Origin of the sequence: Streptomyces araujoniae (genome assembly GCF_050871195.1) — a bacterium.
Classification (GTDB): domain Bacteria; phylum Actinomycetota; class Actinomycetes; order Streptomycetales; family Streptomycetaceae; genus Streptomyces; species Streptomyces bacillaris.
In genome coordinates this window covers 5223066-5242470 of record NZ_CP194070.1, presented here as the reverse complement: position 1 = coordinate 5242470, position 19405 = coordinate 5223066, and the positions used below count along the sequence as shown (strand labels likewise).

Genomic DNA, 19405 nt, shown 5'->3' with positions numbered 1-19405 from the left:
CCGGGCCCCGGCACGTGTGCCACGGCACACCCGCGCGACAACGGGAAGGACTCACTCCCATGACCGCCATCACCTCCGTCACCGGCCGCAGCATCCTCGACAGCAGGGGCAACCCCACCGTCGAAGTGGATGTGGAGCTGGCCGACGGGTCGGCCGGACGGGCCGCCGTCCCCTCCGGCGCCTCGACCGGGGCCCGCGAGGCCGTCGAGCTCCGCGACGGCGACCCGGGCCGCTGGCACGGCAAGGGCGTCGACCGGGCGGTGCACCACGTCAACACGGAGCTGGCCGCCGCCGTCATCGGCCGCGAGGCCGAGGACCAGGCCGGGCTCGACGCCGCCCTCGTCGCCACGGACGGCACGCCCGACAAGTCCCGGCTCGGCGCGAACGCGATCCTCGGCGTCTCCCTGGCCGCCGCGAAGGCCGCCGCGGCCGCCCACCGCCTGCCGCTCTACCGGTACGTCGGCGGCTCTGGCTCCCGCCTGCTCCCCGTACCGATGATGAACATCGTCAACGGCGGTGCCCACGCCGACAATCCGCTGGACTTCCAGGAGTTCATGATCGCCCCGATCGGCGCAGGCACCTTCGCCGAGGCCGTACGGATGGGCTCCGAGGTCTTCCACACCCTGCGCCGCGACCTCCTCGCCGCCGGGCACTCCACGGGCGTCGGCGACGAGGGCGGGTTCGCGCCCTCGCTCCGTACCGCCGAGGAGGCCCTGGACTTCGTCGTCGCCGCCGTCGAGCGCACGGGGTACCGGCCGGGGACCGACATCGGACTGGTCATGGACCCGGCGTCGTCGGAGTTCTTCCGCGACGGCGTCTACGACTACACCGGGGAGGGCGTCCGGCGCACCCCCGCCGAACAGGTCGACCACCTGGTCACGCTGATCGACTCCTACCCCGTCGTCTCGGTCGAGGACCCGATGGCCGAGGACGACCGGGCCGGGTGGCAGGAGCTGACCGCACGGGTCGGCGCGCGCTGCCAGCTCACCGGGGACGACGTCTTCTGCACCGACGCGGCGATCCTGCGCGAGGGGATCGCGGCCGGTGTCGCCAACTCCGTCCTGGTCAAGGTCAATCAGATCGGCACCCTGACCGAGGCCCTGGCCACCGTCGACACCGCCCACCACGCCGGCTACACCGTCGTCATGTCCCACCGGTCCGGCGAGACGGAGGACACGACCATCGCGGATCTGGCGGTGGCCACGGGGTGCGGCCAGATCAAGACCGGGTCGCTCTCCCGCTCGGACCGCACCGCCAAGTACAACCGACTGATGCGGATCGAGGAGCAGTTGGGCGACAGCGCCCGGTACGCGGGGACGGCGGCGCTGCACCCGCCGCGCCGCCGCCCATAGCCTCTCCGCGGGCTCGGCCGCGCCACCGCCCGTAGCCCTTCTCCACCGGCTCGGCCGCGCCACCGGCCGCAGCCTCTCCCCGGCTCGATCGCGCCAACCCCCGTGGCCCAACTCCACCGGCTCCTAGGCCGGTTGCGGATCGGGTCCTCAGCAGGCCTGCTGGGGGCCTGAGTTGAGGGTGCCGACCCGGCCGATGACCGTCTCGTCACCCAGGCCCGCGCCCGCCCCCCGGGCGACGTAGCAGGAGTACTTGGTCCGGTTGATCACTTCGAGGTGGATGTGGGCGCCGGTGTCGCCGTTGACCTGGTAGCAGGAGGAGTAGCGGAACCTGCCGGTCTGGCCGAGCCGGGTCCAGGGGCCGACGGTGGCGCCGACCGTGATCGAGGCGGGTTTCTGGTCGACGTGCATGACGTCGGCGCGGCCCACGACGGTCCCGGTCGCGTTGTCGCTCGCCTCCAGCCCGATGCGCCAGCCGCCGTCCGCCAGGTTCCCGGTGGCGCAGCCGGGGCGGACCGTCACGACACGCACCGTCACCGGGCTGCCGGCCGAGGTCTTGCTGCCGAACGGGGAGACGACCGTGGCGCCGGGGTTCTGGTAGATGTCCACCGACCAGTCGTTGAGATAGCCCCAGTTGGAGAAGACCCGGTGGTGGGAGGAGGGCGGGGTCTGCCCGAACCGGTTCCACAGGGACGGCCCCTGGATCGGCGGATACACCGCGATGGTGGCGGCGGCCAGCGGTCGCACCTCCTGCCGGCCACTCTCCGGAAGGGCCTCCTGGGCATGGGCCACGGGGGCGGCCAGCAGGGCGGCGGAGGCGACCAGCGCGGACGCGAGGGCGCAACGGACGGCGGTGAACAGCTTCATGGGGACTCCCGGGGGTGAGGGGTACGCGGGCTGGGGCGCAAGGCCAAGGCCAAGACCAAGACCAAGACCAAGCGCAGTCACGGGCACGGGCACAGGCGCAGGCACGCGCCCGGGCCCGGGCCGGCAGGGGGTGGATGAGCGGCAAGTGAAGCACCGCCGACGGCGAACGTCCGGGCAGTGGCAGCTTCCGGACAGCCCGCCGCGCGTCAACCGCGCCCAATTGCCCCATCAGGCACCGACCCGCTTGCAGCTAGTTGTCATGACCTTGACGCTTCCGTGCTCGCGTCACAGGCTCGGTACCGCTCAGCGAACGCTCACCGGCCGCCCCGCTCGACGACGAAGAGGTGCTGTCCCATGCGCTCACGCCCCACCGGATTCCTGCTCGCGACCTTCGCGGGCGCGGTGCTCGCCCTCGGCGGCACCTCCGCCTCCGCCGCCCCCGGCTCCGGGGACGCCGCCACCGCCCCCGCCGTGAAGGCCTCCGCCTCCGGGGACTTCGGCACGGCCGACGCCTGTTACACCTGGGGCGGCACGCTCCGCGAGGGCTCCAGCGGGGAGGCCGTGCGCCAGCTCCAGATCCGTGTCTCGGGCTACCCGGGCACCGGCAACCAGCTCGCCATCGACGGTGCGTACGGTCCGGCCACGAAGGCGGCCGTCCAGCGCTTTCAGGCCGCGTACGGGCTCGGGGCCGACGGCATCGCCGGGCCGCAGACGTTCAACAAGATCTACCAGCTCCAGAAGAACGACTGCACCCCGGCCAACTTCACCTACGCCGAGCTGAACCGCTGCAACTCCGACTGGTCCGGCGGCAAGGTCAGCGCCGCCACCGCCCGCGCCAACGCCCTGGTCACCATGTGGAAGCTCCAGGCCCTGCGCCACGCCCTGGGCGACCGGCCGGTCACCGTCAACGGCGGCTTCCGCAGCGTCTCCTGCAACAGCGCGGTCGGCGGCGCCGCCAACAGCCGCCACATGTACGGGCACGCGGCCGACCTCGGCGCCGGGTCCCAGGGCTTCTGCGCCCTCGCGCAGGCCGCCCGCAACCACGGCTTCACCGAGATCCTCGGCCCCGGCTACCCGGGCCACAACGACCACACCCACGTCGCCGGCGGCAGCGGCCGCTTCTGGTCCGCCCCGAGCTGCGGCATCTGACGCCCGCTCCTCGCCACCCCACACACGTGCGGGCTCCCACCGGCCGGTGGGAGCCCGCACGTCTTCGGGTCCGCACGGGCCGGGAGCCCGCCGTCCGCTCAGGCGAAGTCGTTGAACGCGATGCCGTTGGTCAGGGACGTGACACCGCTCTGGACGCCGTCGACCTTCACGGTCTGGCCGGAGACGTGCTTCACGTAGATCCGCATCAGGAAGTCCCGGGTACCGCAGGCCGGATCGACCGGGAGGCCGGTGAGGAAGGAGTAGCCGACCGCGTGGTGCGCGTCGTCGGTGACGGTCCGGCGTGCGGTGGTGCTGTGGGTGCGGCAGGCGTGGCCGGTCGTGCCGAGCTGGATGAACTCGAAGCGGGCGTCCACGACCGCGTTCCTCCCGCGCGGGTGGGCCTGCATGGCAGAGGCGCAGGAGGCGGTGCCGTGGTAGCAGGTGGTCAGTTCCAGGTTGGCCTGGGCGGAGACGCCGACCGCGTCCGGATGCGCCTGCCACTTACGGGACGGGGTTCCGTCGTCGTAGAACACCCAGGCGTCCCGGCGGGCCGGTCCCGTACCGACGTACGTGCAGGCAGCCCCGGAGTCGGCGCTCTCGCAGCCGGGGTTCTGCCACCAGCCGGCACCGACCCGGTCGCCGTCGTCCGCCTCCAGCCAGGTCTTCCCGGCGACGGCGGTCAGGTGGTAGCTGCCGGTCAGTGAGGAGTACGCCGTGCCCTGGAGGACGCAGGTGTAGGTGCCGTCGGCCGGGGCGGTGAAGAGCAGGTCGGCGAAGAGCGGCAGATGGCCCGGGGTGGCGTAGGTGACGGTGTCGCTGCCTTCGTGGTTGCGGGCCGAGGCCGCGACCACGGGCACCGTCCTCCCCGAGGCGTCCAGGCAGCGGACGCGCTCGGTCAGGCCGACGATGCCGGTCGTCGTGCTGGTCGCCTCCAGCCGTCCCCGCAGATGCCGCTTCTCCCCTGCCGCGAGCGTCATCGTCCGGCGCACCAGATCCACCGTCACGCCCCGGGGGATGACGGTGTCCGCGGCCAGCGTGGTGCGGGTGACGCCCACCGGCCCAGACGCCGCCCCGGTGGCGCTCACCGGCGCCGCGGCCGCTCCGGTGGCGCCCGGCGGCTCCGCCCAGGCCCCGGTGGCGGCGACCGGAACCCCCGCCGCCCCGGTGATGCTCCCCGGCCCCGCGACCGTCCCGGAGACACCCACCGGGGCAGCCATCGCCGCGGTGGTCGCGGTCGCCTGCGCGGGAAGGGGCGTCAGCGCCACCAGCGCCAGGCCCAGACCCACCACGAGGACTCTGCGGACGGTTCGGCCCGCCCCGGTCGCCCCCGCCCCGGCCGTCGTCGTCCGCACGCGCATGTACTGCCCCCGCCCCTGTCCGTCCCCGGGCCCGTTCCCGGGCGTGCCGCTTCGAACCGGGCGGCAGGGGCCAGCCTAGGCGGTGCCGCGCACCGGTCGGCGGGTCCCTACCACCGCATCCCCACGACCACCGCCAGCGCCACGAGCAGCGCGCACAGGACGGCGTTGACCAGGCGGTTCTCCCAGAAGACGGCGACGAACTCCCGGATGGTGGCGCTCGGCCAGAAGTACGCGGCGGTCGGGGAGCCGATCACCTGGCCGCGCACGCCCTCCCGGCGGGCCGTCATCGCGGCGCGGAAGGCGTGGAAGTTGTTGGTCACGACGACGCAGACGTACCGCGCGTCGGCCTCCTCCATCAGCCGCCGGCTGAAGCGCAGGTTCTCGGTGGTCGTACGGGACCGCGACTCCTGGCGTACGAGCGCGGGGTCGGCGCCCTCCGCGACCAGCCAGCGCTCCATGGCCTCCGCCTCCGGCAGCTTCTCGTCCGGGCCCTGTCCGCCGGAGACCAGCAGCACGGGGGCGTCCGCGCCCCGCTCGGTCTGCTGCCGCTGGATGCGGAGTCCGGCGCGCAGCCGCGAGGCGAGCAGCGGAGGCACGCGTTCCCCGCCGATCAGGCCCGAGCCCAGGACCACCACGAAGTCCACGTCACCCCGCACCCGGATGCGTCCGTACAGGAAGGCGTAGGCCAGGAAGCAGAGGAAGAGGAAGGCCACGTAACCGGTGACGAGCACGACGGCCACGATGAAGGACTGGTACGCGCGCGAGCTGCCCACGTAGTCGGCGGAGACCACCAGCGCCAGGACGGCGAAGATGGCCAGACCCGCCAGGCCCGACAGCAGGTTGCCCGGACTGCGGCCCTCCTTGCGGAGCATCGTCAGCCCGTTGCCCACCAGGAAGCCGCCGAGCACCACGACCGCCAGCGCGGGCACGAGGAAGACCAGCGAGTACACCAGGACGGCCAGGCTGCCCGGCAGCCGGTCCACCTGCGTCAGCAGCGCGAACGACAGGCTCAGCACGGTCAGGCCGAGCAGCACCGCGTTGCGGAACTGGCGGCGGTCCTGCCGCACGCCCCAGCAGAACCAGAGGAAGAAGACTGCTGTCGGTACGAAGGCGATCACTGGTGACCTCGGATGCGTCGGGCCCGGGGGCGGTGGGGGGAGTACGCGAACCGTACGGGGATGCGGTGCGGCGGGAACGTTACTGCGCGGACCTGCGGTTCTCCTCCACCCAGTCGTCGTTCGTCTGCCAGGCGTACAGCGTGTGGTCCTTCAGCGAGACGTAGTAGGCGCCGCAGCGGCCCTGCGCACCGCTCGCCGCGCCCGAGGGGAACCAGGATGCGCTGATCTCGGGGTCCGGCGCCTTCCCGGCCCCCGCGTCGAGCGGTGTGCAGGAGGCGGGGAGAGCGTCGCCGCTGAGCGTGGCCTTGAGGATGCGCTCGCCGCCGGTCGTGCGCATGGCGTACTCGACGGACGCGGCGTCGTCGGGGAGCCAGCGGGGGACGGACGGGCGCTCGGCCTTGGCCGCCTTGCCGGTGGCGTACGAAGCGGTCTGCTCGTGGCGGCCCTCGTACCACTCCTTGGCCTGCGGTACGGCCACCGCGCCGGCCACCCCCAGCACCACCACGGTGCCCACCACGCCCACCAGAACGCCACGCATGTCGTCTCCTGTCCTCGTCCGTCCCCGTCCGGCATCACCGTCCGGGAGGTCTTGTTCCTTCCCTCCATCTTCGTGAGCCTATGACCGGAAAACGTCAGACTCGGGGGCGGACACGGATACCTCTCCGGTCGCACCTACCCCGAGACCGCCCCCGGGTCCGGTCCGCCCCCGCCCCATTGACAGCCGCCCGTCCCGCTGCCACCGTCTCGTCCGACGGCGGCACCCCGCCGGGCCCTCCCCCGCACCACGGGCCCACCGCACACGGCTCCCCGGCCGTGCGCCTCCCCACCCGCGCGCCTCCCTCCCCCACCGGCCGCCGTCACGTGGGAGCGCTCCCAGAGAAGGGCCGCACTCGTGAGAAGAGTTCTCCGTACGCTCGCCGCCGCCACCGCGTCCGCCTGCCTGCTGCTCCCCCTCGCCGCCGCGCAGAGCAGCGCCACCGCCGCCACCCCCTCCTCCGCCGCCGCCCCGCTCGCCGACCCCATCGGCATGACCAGCGGCTTCTACACCGACCCCCACTCCGGCCCGGCCGTCTGGGCCGCCGCCAACCCCGGTGACGGGCGCGCCGCCGCCATCCGGGACAACATCGCCTCGCGCCCCATGGCCCGCTGGTTCGGCGCCTGGAGCGGGGACATCGGGGCGGCCGTCGGCTCGTACGTGGGCGCCGCCGACGCCGCCGACAAGCTGCCGGTGCTCATCGCGTACAACATCCCCGGCCGGGACGCCTGCGGCGGCCACTCCGGCGGTGGCGCGGGCACCCCGGCCGCGTACCGCTCCTGGATATCCGCCTTCGCCTCCGCCATCGGCACCCGCCCCGCGCTCGTGGTGATCGAACCCGACTCCCTGGGCGACTTCAGCTGCCTCAGCCAGGCCCAGATCAACGAAAGGAACGGGATGCTCCGGGGCGCCCTGACCGAGTTCCGCAACCGCGCCCCCAACACCTGGACCTACCTGGACGCCGGGAACCCCGCCTGGATCGGCGCCTCCACCATGGCCCAGCACCTCGACGGCGCCGGAGTGCGCGAGGCGCACGGCTTCTCGCTGAACATCTCGAACTACTTCACCACCGGCGAGAACACCGCGTACGGCAACGCCGTCAACGGCGCGCTGGCCTCCTCCTACGGCTACACGAGGCCGTTCGTCGTCGACACCAGCCGCAACGGCAACGGCTCCAACGGCCAGTGGTGCAACCCCGGCGGGCGGCGGATCGGTGCCGCCGCCCAGCAGGGGGGCGGCGCCGAGATGCTGCTCTGGCTGAAGACGCCCGGGGAGTCGGACGGCGACTGCGGGGTCGGCGGCGGGTCGGCGGCCGGGCAGTTCCTGCCGGAGGTGGCCTACAAGATGATCTTCGGGTACTGAGCCTCGCGGGGGTGGCCGGACGGGGCGAGCGGGAAAGTCGGAGAAAATCCGGGAAGCCATGTCGAGAACCCGCGCCCGGCTCCGTCCCCGTGGTGGAAGCAGCCACGGGGCGACCACGACCGGCCGCCCCCGCACCGAGGAGAGTCCCATGGCCAAGTACCTGATGCTCAAGCACTACCGCGGCGCTCCGGAGGCCGTCAACGACGTGCCCATGGACCGCTGGACGCCCGAGGAGGTCTCGGCGCACATCCAGTACATGAACGACTTCGCCGCCCGGCTGGAGGAGTCCGGGGAGTACGTCGACGGGCAGGCGCTCGCACCCGAGGGGGCCTGGGTCCGGTACGACGGGGAGGGGCGGCCGCCGGTCACCGACGGGCCGTTCGCGGAGACCAAGGACCTGATCGCCGGGTGGATGATCATCGACGTGGACTCGTACGAACGGGCGGTCGAGCTGGCCGGTGAGCTGTCGGCGGCCCCGGGCGCGGGCGGGAAGCCGATCCACGAGTGGCTGGAGCTGCGTCCGTTCCTGACCGCGCCGCCCACCATCGCGGAGTGATCGGGTGGGCGGAGTCGAGGCGGGGCCGGTGACGCAGGTGGACGAAGTACTGCTCCGGAGTCTGATTCCGGGCGTGATCGGGATCCTCGTCCGCCGCGGGGCCGACTTCGCGGCGGCCGAGGACGCCGTGCAGGACGCGCTGGTCGAGGCCGTACGGGTCTGGCCGGACGACCCGCCGCGCGACCCCAAGGGGTGGCTGGTCACCGTGGCCTGGCGGCGGTTCCTCGACGCGACCCGGGCGGAGGCCTCCCGGCGCCGGCGGGAGGAGGCCGTGGAGGAGGAGCCCGCGCCCGGTCCCGTCCCCGGCGGCGATGACACCCTGCGCCTCTACTTCCTCTGCGCCCACCCGTCCCTGACGCCCTCGTCCGCCGTCGCGCTCACCCTGCGGGCCGTCGGCGGGCTCACCACCCGGCAGATCGCCCGGGCCTATCTGGTGCCCGAGGCGACCATGGCCCAGCGGATCAGCCGGGCGAAGCGGACGGTGTCCGGGGTTCGGTTCGAGCGGCCCGGCGATGTCTCCACCGTGCTCCGCGTCCTCTATCTGGTCTTCAACGAGGGATACGCGGGGGACGTCGACCTCGCCGCCGAGGCCATCCGGCTGACCCGGCAGCTCGCCGCCGCGATCGACCACCCCGAGGTGGCGGGGCTGCTCGCCCTGATGCTGCTCCACCACGCCCGGCGGGCCGCCCGTACCGCGCCCGACGGCAGCCTGGTGCCGCTCGCGGAGCAGGACCGGGGGCGGTGGGACACGGCGGCGATCGCCGAGGGGGTCCGGATCCTCCAGGCGGCCCTGGCCCGGGACCGGCTCGGCGAGTACCAGGCCCAGGCCGCCGTCGCCGCGCTCCACGCCGACGCGCCCACCGCCGCCGAGACCGACTGGGTGCAGATCGTCGAGTGGTACGACGAGCTGGCCCGGCTGACCCGGAGCCCGGTCGTCCGGCTCAACCGCGCGGTGGCGGTGGGCGAGGCCGACGGGCCGCGCGCCGGACTCGCGGCCCTGGCGGAGGTGGACGCCTCGCTGCCCCGGTACGCGGCGGTGTCGGCGTATCTCCATGAGCGGGACGGCGACCCGGAGACGGCGGCACGGCTCTACGCGGAGGCCGCCCGCACGGCGCAGAACGCCGCCGAGCGCGACCATCTGACCCGCCAGGCGGCCCGCCTCAACTCCCGGCGGTAGCCGCCCGGCAGGCGGAGCGACCGGCGCAACTGCCGCCCACGGAGACCCGATAGGCGGGAGGACCAGCTCAACTGCCGCCCACGGACAGCCGATGGGCGGGAGGGCCGACTCAACTGCCTTCCACGGACGCCCGATAGGCGGGAGAACCGGCACAACCGCCGCGGACACCCGATAGGCGCTTGCACCGGCTCCGCCACCGCCCGACGGGCGCCGGCCGGCGGGAAGTCCGGCTCAGCCCCCGCCCGGCGGCACGCGTGTCGCGTCCGTGACGCGCTCCAGGCCGTAGAGGTCCGCCACGCAGCCGCCCGGCCAGTAGTTGGCGCCGCCCCGGCTGAACGGCTCCAGCATGCTGCTGATGACGAGCCGTTCGTACGGCAGCACGCGCTCGCCGTCCGCCGCCCCCGCCCGCAGCCGCCGGTCCTGCGCGTCCCACTTCTCCGCCCTGGCCCGCAGGGTGGTGTCCAGGTCGAGCAGCGTGACCGCCGGGCCGAGGCAGACCAGCACGCAGAGCACGGCGCACCCGGCCTTCACCCGGGCGGTACGGCGGACGTGCTGCCGTACCGCCAGGCCGAGCAGCGTCCCGGCCGCGACGAGGAGGAGCACGTACAGCAGGAGGTAGTCGTTCCAGAGGCGGTTGGCGCTGGGGTCGCTCACCCGGTCCCGGAAGACGGGGTACGCGATCACCGTGCACAGGTAGCCGGAGACGAGCAGCGTGAGCAGGCCGGTCCGGGCGAGCAGCGGCCAGTGGGGCGAGGGGCGGAGGGGGCGGCCGTCGCGGCCGGTGGCGAGCAGGCCGAACAGCACGCCGGCCGCGACCGCGCCCACGTACTGCCACGACGTGACGACCGTGACGGTGATCTCCGCGAAACCGCGCAGCGAGGCGGCGAGGGAGTCGGGGGCGAGGAGGGAGGTGGTGGTCTCCGCGCCGAACCGCTCGCGGCGGCGGATCGAGCCGGGGGACGTGATGAGGACGAGGGCGCCCGCGACCGTCCCGGCGATGCCCGTGGCGCACCAGAGGCGGACGAACCGGCGTCCGGCGGCGGGGACGACCCGGCCGCTCAGGAGGAGCGCGGCCAGCAGCACCATCACCACCACGATCGCCGTCTCCTCGGAGAGCGTGGCGACGAAGGCGCCCCCGAGCAGCGCGACCGCCAGGGCGGACCCCCGGCCCCGGCGGGTGCGGGCGAGGAGCAGCGGGATCAGGGCGGCGCAGGCCAGGACCGGGGGCAGGGTGTGGGAGACGGAGGCGGCGGGCCAGTAGAACGTCTTGTACGTGTTCGGCGTGACGAACAGGAAGAGCGCGGTCACCATCGCCGCCAGGAGCAGCGGCAGCCCGCGCGGGACGGTGATCCCGCCCCGGCGCAGCGCGAGGACGGTCACCGCCCAGAGGACGGCGAGGATGAGGACCCCGCTCACGGCCGGGTACCACTGGTGTCCGGCGACCTGGAACTTCGCGTAGGCGCCGACCAGGAGCGCGTTGGCGACCCGTCCGTTGTCGTCGAAGTAGAACGTGCCGACCAGGCCGGTGATGCCGTCGTCCCGTACGGCGGGGAGGAAACACCAGTCGTCGGCGCTGGGCCGGACCCACCGGCCGAACCAGGAGGCGGCGGCGAGCAGGGCGAGGGGCGGGAGGGCGAGGGCGGTGGCCCAGAGCGCGGTACGGGGGCCGGGGCGCTCCTCGCCGGCTCGGTCCGCTGCCGGGTCCGGCAGCGGCCCCGGCTGCGGGTCCCCGTCCGGCCGCGGATCCCGGCCGGGGTGTGTGCCCTCCCGCTCCGCGTTCACCAGCGCCGTCGTCCTCGGGGTCTGCTCGCTCATCCCTTCCCACCGGACCTCGGCGCGAGCAGGTGGCCCGCCATCGGGCGGTCCGCGGCGGGGCTGTCCACCACCGCGCGGGCCGGCTGCGGCTGGGGGGCCTCTTCCGGTACGGGGACCTCCGACGCCCCGGAGGTCCGGGGCCGGCGGCCCGACATGATCGCCCACCGGGCCAGCAGGAACGAGAGGGGCGTGACCATGACCCCGGCCGCCAGCGCGGCGAGGTTCTCGTCCATCCCGAGAACAGTGACCGCGCCGTAGAGCAGTGCTCCCGACGCCACCAGATTGACCAGGCCGGAGAGCGGATACCGGACGAACGCGCGCCAGGTGGGCTTCGTCCGGCAGGTCACATGGGAGTTGAGGAGGAACGAGCAGACGATGCTGACCGCGTAGCCGATGGCATGGGCCACGAGATAGGGGATCCAGCGGTTCAGCCCGGCGTAGACGCCCAGGTAGACGGCGGTGTTCAGACAGCCGATGAGGACGAAGCTGCCGAACTGGCGGGCCGTACGGGACCGGGCGGAGGACAACCCGGGGACGGGCGGCGCCCCGGAGAGGGAGGATGCCCCGGAGAGGGAGGACGGCCCGGCGGCGGACCCGGCCGGCTCCCCGATGACCAGCGACCCGGTCGGCAGCCGGCGCTCCCGCAGGGTCCGGCGGGTCGCGTCGGTCTCCCGCACCACGTACGGCGGGCGGTGTTTCGCCTCGTGGTAGATCCGGCCCACGTACTCCCCGATGACCCCGAGGGTGACCAGCTGGATGCCGCTCAGCGCGACGACGGCGGTGAGGAGGGTCGCGTACCCGGGGGTGTCGGCGCCGCGCAGGACGACGGTGATCACCGTCCACAGCGCGTACGCCAGGGCCGAGAAGAGGACCCAGAAGCCGGTGTAGATGGCGAGGCGGAGGGGGCGGTTGTTGAAGGAGAGGAGCCCGTCGATGCCGTAGTTCAGCAGCCGTCTGCTCCCCCACTTCGACCGGCCGGCCGCCCGTTCGCTGTTGCGGTAGCGGAAGGTGACCGTGTCGAAGCCGATCCAGGAGAAGATCCCCTTCGAGAACCGGTTGCTCTCGGGGAGCGAGAGGACGCTCTCGACGGCCCGCCGGGACAGCAGCCGGAAGTCGCCCGAGCCGTCGATCAGCTCGACGTCCATGCAGCGCCGCACCAGCGCGTAGTAGGTGTGGCTCAGCGTGGAGCGCACCACGCCCTCGCCCGCCCGGTCGCGGCGCGGGATGACCTGGTCGTAGCCGTGGCGGTGGAGTTCGAGCATGCGGGGGATCAGCTCGGGCGGGTGCTGGAGGTCGGCGTCCATGATCACCACGGCCGCCGCGCGCGACATGCGCAGACCCGCGAGCATCGCGGCCTCCTTGCCGAAGTTGCGGCTGAAGGCGGTGTAGTGGACGCGCTCGTCGCGCAGGGCGAGGCCCGCGAGGAGTTCCCGGGTGGCGTCGCCGCTGCCGTCGTCCACGTAGCAGATCTCGAACGGCGTGGCGAGCTCTTCGAGGACGGTGAGCAGGGCGTTGTGGAAGGTGCCGAGCACCTCCGCCTCGTTGAAGCACGGCACGACGACGGAGAGCTGAAGGCCGGTCATGTGACATCTCCAGGCTTCGGCCGGGTCACCCACGTGGGGCCTGTCTTGTTGCGGTTTCTCTACATTTGCCCATCCCGCGTGGCAGGCCGGGGCTTCCGAGCCCGGACGCGCGGGCCGCCGCGCCCTTTCATCCGAACAGCGCAGACCCGTGCGGGAGGGCCGCCGAAGCTCCGGTCGCGGGGGCCCGAACCCGGACATAGCCTCACGGACGTGACGCCATTCGTGGACCGCATCCAGGGCGCCGGACCCGGCAGGGCCCTGCTCACCGGCCTGCTCGCCACGCTCGCCGCCGGGTGCTGGCTGGCTCTGCCCGCCGCCGTGGAGGCGCGTGCGGAGGACCCGGTGGAGCTGTCCCGGGACGGCCAGATCACCGACCGGGTGGGCGCGCTCCGGGACCGGACGGACGCGGTGGAGGGCGCCCTCGACCGGCTCTACGCCGAGCGGCGCGTCCAGCTCTTCGTGGTGTACGTACGCGACTTCTCCGGGCGGTCCGGACAGACCTGGAGCGACGAGACCGCCGACCGCAACGGGCTGGGCCAGGACGACGTGCTGCTCTCCGTCGCCACCCACGCCCGGCAGTACGCCTACTCCGTGGAGACGGACTCCCGGCTCACCGACGAGCAGCTGCGCGAGGTGGCCTCCACCGCGATCGAGCCGGCGCTGCGGGAGAACGACTGGGCGGGGGCGGCGATCGGGGCGGCGGACGGGTACGCCTCCGTGCTGGCCGGGCGGCCCGTGACCGCCCCCGCCATCACCCCCGGCCCCGCCGACCCCGGCTCCGGCGCCTCCGGCCCCTCGGGCGCGGGCGACTTCGTCATGCCGGTGGTCGTCGTCGTGGGCGCCGGGGCGCTCGCCGTGTTCGCGTACACCCGGCGCAAGCGGCGCGCCACGACCCGCACCACCCCGGCCGCGACCGGCTGGGGGCGGCCCCCGGAGGCGGACGGCGCGCCGGTCCCCTTGGAGGAGCTGGACGCGCGGGCCAAGCAGGTGCTGGTGGACACCGATGACGCGGTCCGCACCAGCGAGGAGGAACTCGGCTTCGCCACCGCCCAGTTCGGGGAGGAGGCGGCCGAGCCCTTCACCGAGGCGGTGGCCCGCGCCAAGGACGAGCTGACGCGCTCCTTCCGGCTGCGCCAGCAGCTCGACGACGCCTTCCCCGAGGACGACGCGACCCGCCGCCGGATGCTGGAGGAGATCATCAGCCGGTGCACGGCCGCCGACGAGGGGCTGGACACGGTCGCGGCGGACTTCGACCGGCTGCGCGCCCTGGAACGCAACGCCCCCGAGGCGCTGGCCTCCGTCGAGACGGCCTTCCGTACGCTCACCGGACGCGTGTCGGGTGCGGAGGCGGAGGTCGCGGGGATCCGGGAGCGGTACGGGGAGGGGGCCGCCGCGCCCGTCGCGGGCGATGTGGAGCAGGCGGAGGACCGGCTGGCCTTCGCCGCCTCCGCCCTGGACCGGGCCCGCCCGGCGGTGGAGGCCGCCGACCGCTCCCGGGCCGCCGTCTACATCCGGGCGGCCGAGGGTGCGGTGGGGCAGGCGGGCACCCTCATCGACGCTGTGGACCGGCGCTCGGCGGAGCTGGCCGAGGCGGCCGGGAAGCTGCCGGGAGCCCTCACCGAGACGGAGACCGACCTCGCCGACGCCCGGGGCCTCCTCGACGGCACCACCGCCGCCACCTCCACCGCCGGCCTCCGGGGCCGGATCGCCCGCGCGGAGGCCGTCCTCACCGCCGTACGGGAGGCGATGGCCTCGGGCCCGTACGACCCGGTCGACGCCCTGCGCCGGGTGGAGGAGGCCGACGCGGCGCTGGACGAGGCGCTCGCGGGGGCGCGGGAGGAGGGCGGCCTGCGGGCCCGCTCGCTCCTCGACCAGGCGATGCTGACCGCGCGCTCCGCGATCGGGGCGGCGGCCGACTACGTCACCACCCACCGGGGCGCGGTCGGCGCCCCGGCCCGCACCCGGCTCGCGGAGGCCCAGCGCCGCTGGGAGCGGGCCGGACAGCTGGCCGCCGGTGACGACCCGCAGGGTGCGCTGGCCGAGGCGCGGCAGGCGGACGCCCTGGCCCGGCAGGCGCTGGATCTGGCAACGCAGGACGTCCGGGGCTTCCGGGGACCGCAGGGGCCGGGGGGTCCGGGCGGCTCCGGCGGCACGCGGGGCGGGGGCGGCATGGGCGGGGCGGTGCTCGGCGGGATCATCCTCGGCGGGCTGTTCGGGGGCGGGCGGGGCGGTTACGGAGGCGGAGGGCTCGGCGGCGGCTACGGCGGCGGCCGGTCCGGGGGGTTGGGCGCCGGGCCCGGCAGCTTCGGCGGGGGCGGTACGCGGGGGCGGCGGGGCGGAGGCGGCCGCTTCTGAACGCCCCGGGCATCCCCCGCACCCGTACACAGCCCCCGTACGAGCGCACCCGTAAGAGCTCCCCCACCAGCACACCCGTACCAGCTCCCCCGCATCAGCACACCCGTACCAGCGTTCTCGATTCCCAAGGAGCCGTGCCATGACCAAGCAGACCGTCCTCGGCCGCGTCACCCAGCTCGCCAAGGCCAACATCAACGCCCTGCTGGACCAGGCGGAGGACCCGCAGAAGATGCTGGACCAGCTGATCCGCGACTACACGGGCAACATCGCGGAGGCCGAGCAGGCGGTGGCCGCCACCATCGGCAACCTCCGGCTGATGGAGCAGGACCACAAGGAGGACGTGGAGGCGGCGGCCGAGTGGGGCGCCAAGGCGCTCGCGGCCAGCCGGAAGGCGGACGAGCTGCGCGGGGCCGGGTCGGCGGCGGAGGCGGACAAGTTCGACAACCTGGCCAAGGTGGCGCTGGGCCGGCAGCTCCAGTCCGAGCAGGAGGCGAGGACGGCCATGCCGACGATCGCCTCGCAGACCGAGGTGGTCGACAAGCTCACGTCGGGGCTGGACCAGATGAAGGCCAAGCTCTCGGAGCTGAAGGCCAAGCGGGACGAGCTGGTGGCGCGCGCCACGTCCGCGCAGGCGCAGAACCGGATGATGGACGCGGTGAAGAGCATCGACGTGCTCGACCCGACGAGCGAGCTGAGCCGCTTCGAGGACAAGGTCCGGCGCGAGGAGGCCCGGGCGCTGGGCAAGCAGGAGCTGGCCGCCTCCTCGCTGGACGCGCAGTTCGAGCAGTTGGACAGCCTGGGCGCCAGCGCGGAGGTGGAGGCCCGGCTGGCGGCCCTGAAGGCGGGCACCGCGTGACGGACCCGGCGGTTCGGCACATGCTCGGCAGCCGCTCCACTCAGTACATGCTCAGCAGCTGCTCCACCGACAGCTCCGCGGCCGGTTCCCCGTCCGGCAGGGCCAGTTCGAACCAGACGGTCTTGCCGCGCGGGGTGCGGCGCGAGCCCCAGGCGGCGCTGAGCAGGCCGACCAGCTGAAGTCCGCGCCCGCCCTCATCGGTGTCGCGGGCCCGGCGGCGGCGCGGCTGGACGAGTCCGGCGTCCCACACCTCGCAGACCAGGGTGCGGTCGCGCAGCAGCCGGAGCCGGATCTCGCCCTCCCCGTACCGCAGGGCGTTGGTGACCAGCTCGCTGACGAGCAGTTCGGTGGTGTCGACCAGGTCGTCCAGGTCCCAGGCCAGGAGCTGGGAGCGGGCCAGCTCGCGGGCGCGCCCCACCGAGCGGGGTTCGCGCGGCAGCGTCCAGTCCCCCACCGCCTCCCCGGGCAGCCCCTGGATCCGGGCCATGAGGAGGGCGATGTCGTCCTCGCCGTGGCGGGTGTCGAGCGTGGAGAGAACGAAGTCGCAGGCGTCCTCCAGGGCCATCTGGGGGCCCGTCAGCACCGTGCGCAGGGCGTCCAGGCCCTCGTCGAGGGTCTGGTCACGGGATTCCACGAGACCGTCGGTGTAGAGGGTGAGCAGGGCGTTCTCGGCCAGCTCCACCTCCACCTCCTCGAACGGCTCGCCGCCCACGCCCAGCGGCATCCCCGGCGGTACGTCGATGAGCCGGGCGGGCCTGCCGGGCTCGACCACGGCCGGGGGCATGTGCCCGGCGTTGGCGAACGTGCAGCGCCGGGTGACCGGGTCGTAGACCGCGTACACGCAGGTCGCGAGGTACACCTCGGAGAGGTCCGCCTCGCGGGAGCGCTGCGCGGCGCGGGAGGGCCACTGGGCGCCGCCGCGGCCGCCGAGCCCTTCGCTGCGCTCGCCGCCGCCCGGGGAGCCGAGGCCGCGCGCGACCTCGTCCAGGGCGGAGAGCACTTCGGCGGGTTCCAGGTCGAGCAGGGCCAGCGTGCGCACGGCGGTGCGGAGTTCGCCCATGGCGACGGCGGCCCGCAGCCCCCGGCCCATGACGTCCCCGACGACCAGGGCGGTGCGGTGTCCGGGCAGTTCGATGACGTCGAACCAGTCGCCGCCGACCTCGGTGGCGGCGTTGCCGGGGAGGTAGCGGCAGGCGATGTCGAGCCCGGCGGCCTCGGGGTCGCCCGGGGGCAGCAGGCTGCGCTGGAGGATCAGGGCGCGTTCGTGCTCGCGGCGGTAGAGGCGGGCGTTGTCGATGCAGACGGCGGCGCGGGCGGCCAGCTCGGTGGCGAGTCCCCGGTCCCGCTCCCCGAACGGCTCGCTCCCCTTCGTACGGGAGAACTGGACGAGGCCGACGACGGTGTCGTGGGCGACCATCGGGACGGCGAGCGTGGACTGCACGAACCCCATGTCGTCGCCGGGGACGTCCTCCACCCGGCCCGAGCGCAGGGCCACCGCGCAGGGCGAACCGAAAGGGAAGCGGTGGACGGAGCCGAGCGCGGGCGGCAGGTCGTCGGGGCCGGGGGCGCCGCTGCCCGCGACGGCGGTGGGCAGGGCGTCGGCGACGGCGCTGGCGTGGGCGACCCGGCGCAGCTCGGCCGAGCCGCCGCCGGACTCGCGGTGCGGGGGCGCCCAGGAGCCGGGGGCGGCCTCCTCGCCGGTGAGCAGCCCTTGGTAGAGGTCGACGGCGGCCAGGTCGCAGAAGCCGGGGACGGCCACGTCGAGCAGTTCGCGGGCGGTGGTCTCCAGGTCGAGGGAGTTGCCGATGCGGGCGCTGGCCTCGTTGAGCAGGGCGAGGTTGCGGCGGGCGCTGGCGGCCTCGCGGGCGGCGATGTGGCGGCGGGTGACATCGGTGGCGAGGCCCGCGACCCCGACGGGGCGGCCGGCGCCGCTGTGCACCCGGTAGAGGTTCATGGACCAGTGGCGGCGGCCGGTGCCGCCGGGGGTGGGGCCGACGAGCTGGAGGTCGGTGACGGACTCGCCGGTCTCCAGGACGCGCTTCAGGGTGGCGCCCAGCCGTTCGGCCTCGGGGGCGGGGAGGTAGTCGTCGACCGTACGGCCCCGGTGGTCGTCGGCCGCGCCGCCGAAGACGGTCGCGAACCGCTGGTTGGCCCGGACGACGGTGAAGTCCGTACCGAACAGCACGAAGCCGAAGGGAGATTGGCCGAATATGGCCTGCGAGGCGGCGAGGTCGGTCTCGATCCTGCGCAACGCGCGGACGTCCACGACGATACAGAGCGCGCCCCGCTCGCCCCGCGCCGTCTCACTGGGCATCACATAGACCTCGGCGAGCCCGTGCGCCCCGCCCTCACCCGGCATCCGGAACGGGACGAGGCCGGTCCACTCCCTGCCGTCCAGGATCTCGCCGACCCGCCGGTGGCCGTCCGAGCGCAGCTCGACGGGCATGAAGGCCTCGACCGGGTCCCGCCCGATGGCCTCGTCGGAGGTCATGCCGAAGAGGCCGGCGGCCCGGCGGCTCCACTGCTCGATCAGACCGTCGGCCCCGATCGAGAAGGAGGCGACCCTGATGTAGTCGTAGATCGAGCCGGGCGGACTGCTCTGCCACACGACGTCGCCCGTTGTCCCAGGTATTTCGCTCACGCGACCGTCCCCTCCAGCTCACACACCGGACCGGTCCTGCCCGCAGTATTCAGCACTACGGCCCCGACCGACACGGCGTTCACGATCACAGCAAGGTCTCAGTCCCTTTCAGCCAGGTTCTGCCCGACCTCTGGTGATCGCTGTGCGTCCCTCCCCACTCCTAACCAGGGAGAGCCAGCTCGAACCACACCGTCTTGCCGCTCTTTCCGCGACGAGTCCCCCAGCGGCGTGCGGAACAGGCCACGAGCTGCAGTCCCCGGCCACCCTCGTCGTCGGGGCCCGCACTGCGTTCGGTGGGTGGATCCGGAAGCGGATCGGAGACTTCCACGAGCAGTCCGGGGGCGACGGGCGGGCGGGCGGCGGCGAGCCTCAGGTCCGTGGTGAAGTCTCCGGTCAGTTCACCGGACCCGTTGCTCTCCGCCCTCGGGCGCAGGCGTTCCAGCCGTACGCCGATGGGCCCGGAGGCGTACTGGAGGGAGTTGGTGACCAGCTCGCTGACCAGCAGCACCGTCGTGTCGCCGACGGCCGGGGGCAGGCCCCAGCAGTCCAGGGCGTCGCGGACGGCGTGCCGGGCGCTGCGCACGGAACCCGGTTCGGCCGGGAAGGTCCACTCGGCGCAGTCGCCTTCGGTATCGATCACGCCGATCACTTCCCAGGGCCGGCCAGGGGCTCACCCCATGGATA

Annotated in this window: 15 protein-coding genes; 7 read left to right on the top strand and 8 right to left on the bottom strand. The window is 74.0% G+C overall.

Features of this window, described 5'->3' with window-relative positions; translation table 11 throughout:
* Positions 1–59: 59 nt before the first annotated feature.
* A complete protein-coding gene (gene eno, locus ACQ9ZG_RS22700) occupies positions 60–1352 on the top strand; it encodes a phosphopyruvate hydratase (RefSeq protein ID WP_499281174.1) in 1293 nt (430 codons plus the stop codon).
* Between the two features lie 147 nt (positions 1353–1499).
* Here the strand turns inward: eno and ACQ9ZG_RS22695 are convergent, their stop codons facing one another.
* A complete protein-coding gene (locus tag ACQ9ZG_RS22695; protein ID WP_028416198.1) occupies positions 1500–2216 on the bottom strand; it encodes a hypothetical protein in 717 nt (238 codons plus the stop codon).
* Positions 2217–2570: 354 nt separating this feature from the next.
* Between ACQ9ZG_RS22695 and ACQ9ZG_RS22690 the strand changes: the two genes are divergently transcribed.
* The gene (locus tag ACQ9ZG_RS22690; protein ID WP_028416197.1) at positions 2571–3365 is read left to right on the top strand and encodes a D-Ala-D-Ala carboxypeptidase family metallohydrolase; all 795 of its coding nucleotides are present in this window, start codon (positions 2571–2573) and stop codon (positions 3363–3365) included.
* Positions 3366–3463: 98 nt separating this feature from the next.
* On the opposite strand, the gene ACQ9ZG_RS22685 is transcribed toward ACQ9ZG_RS22690, so the two are convergent.
* From ACQ9ZG_RS22685 to ACQ9ZG_RS22675, 3 genes are all read right to left on the bottom strand, one after another.
* Positions 3464–4717 (bottom strand): hypothetical protein, encoded by a 1254-nt coding sequence (locus tag ACQ9ZG_RS22685; RefSeq protein ID WP_499281173.1) that lies wholly within the window; start codon positions 4715–4717, stop codon positions 3464–3466.
* Positions 4718–4830: 113 nt separating this feature from the next.
* The gene (locus ACQ9ZG_RS22680; protein WP_028416195.1) at positions 4831–5841 is read right to left on the bottom strand and encodes a YdcF family protein; all 1011 of its coding nucleotides are present in this window, start codon (positions 5839–5841) and stop codon (positions 4831–4833) included.
* A 79-nt stretch (positions 5842–5920) separates the two neighbouring features.
* A complete protein-coding gene (locus ACQ9ZG_RS22675) occupies positions 5921–6379 on the bottom strand; it encodes a hypothetical protein (RefSeq protein WP_028416194.1) in 459 nt (152 codons plus the stop codon).
* Positions 6380–6733: 354 nt separating this feature from the next.
* Here ACQ9ZG_RS22675 and ACQ9ZG_RS22670 point away from each other — a divergent pair, with 354 nt between their 5' ends.
* From ACQ9ZG_RS22670 to ACQ9ZG_RS22660, 3 genes are all read left to right on the top strand, one after another.
* On the top strand, positions 6734–7738 hold the full coding sequence (locus ACQ9ZG_RS22670; RefSeq protein WP_499281172.1) for a glycoside hydrolase family 6 protein: 1005 nt from the start codon (positions 6734–6736) through the stop codon (positions 7736–7738).
* Between the two features lie 148 nt (positions 7739–7886).
* Entirely contained in the window at positions 7887–8294 is a 408-nt protein-coding gene (locus ACQ9ZG_RS22665) for a YciI family protein (RefSeq protein ID WP_028416192.1), read from the top strand.
* Positions 8295–8331: 37 nt separating this feature from the next.
* Positions 8332–9471 (top strand): RNA polymerase sigma factor, encoded by a 1140-nt coding sequence (locus tag ACQ9ZG_RS22660; RefSeq protein ID WP_109916680.1) that lies wholly within the window; start codon positions 8332–8334, stop codon positions 9469–9471.
* 231 nt (positions 9472–9702) lie between these two features.
* On the opposite strand, the gene ACQ9ZG_RS22655 is transcribed toward ACQ9ZG_RS22660, so the two are convergent.
* Positions 9703–11286 carry a DUF6056 family protein gene (locus ACQ9ZG_RS22655; RefSeq protein ID WP_499281171.1) on the bottom strand — a complete coding sequence of 528 codons (1584 nt, stop codon included), beginning with the start codon at positions 11284–11286 and terminating at the stop codon, positions 9703–9705.
* Positions 11283–12869, bottom strand: a complete 1587-nt coding sequence (locus ACQ9ZG_RS22650; RefSeq protein WP_109917587.1) for a glycosyltransferase — start codon at positions 12867–12869, stop codon at positions 11283–11285. The genes ACQ9ZG_RS22655 and ACQ9ZG_RS22650 overlap by 4 nt, the downstream gene beginning before the upstream one ends.
* A gap of 222 nt (positions 12870–13091) precedes the next feature.
* On the opposite strand from ACQ9ZG_RS22650, the gene ACQ9ZG_RS22645 reads away from it, so the two are divergent.
* Both ACQ9ZG_RS22645 and ACQ9ZG_RS22640 read left to right on the top strand, forming a co-directional pair.
* Positions 13092–15224 carry a TPM domain-containing protein gene (locus tag ACQ9ZG_RS22645; RefSeq protein ID WP_499281630.1) on the top strand — a complete coding sequence of 711 codons (2133 nt, stop codon included), beginning with the start codon at positions 13092–13094 and terminating at the stop codon, positions 15222–15224.
* Between the two features lie 139 nt (positions 15225–15363).
* Positions 15364–16080 carry a PspA/IM30 family protein gene (locus ACQ9ZG_RS22640; protein WP_109914266.1) on the top strand — a complete coding sequence of 239 codons (717 nt, stop codon included), beginning with the start codon at positions 15364–15366 and terminating at the stop codon, positions 16078–16080.
* 40 nt (positions 16081–16120) lie between these two features.
* On the opposite strand, the gene ACQ9ZG_RS22635 is transcribed toward ACQ9ZG_RS22640, so the two are convergent.
* Both ACQ9ZG_RS22635 and ACQ9ZG_RS22630 read right to left on the bottom strand, forming a co-directional pair.
* Complete coding sequence (locus ACQ9ZG_RS22635) at positions 16121–18688, bottom strand: SpoIIE family protein phosphatase (RefSeq protein WP_198537054.1); 2568 nt, start codon at positions 18686–18688, stop codon at positions 16121–16123.
* Positions 18689–18881: 193 nt separating this feature from the next.
* Entirely contained in the window at positions 18882–19370 is a 489-nt protein-coding gene (locus tag ACQ9ZG_RS22630) for an ATP-binding protein (protein ID WP_109914529.1), read from the bottom strand.
* Between the last annotated feature and the right edge of the window lie 35 nt (positions 19371–19405).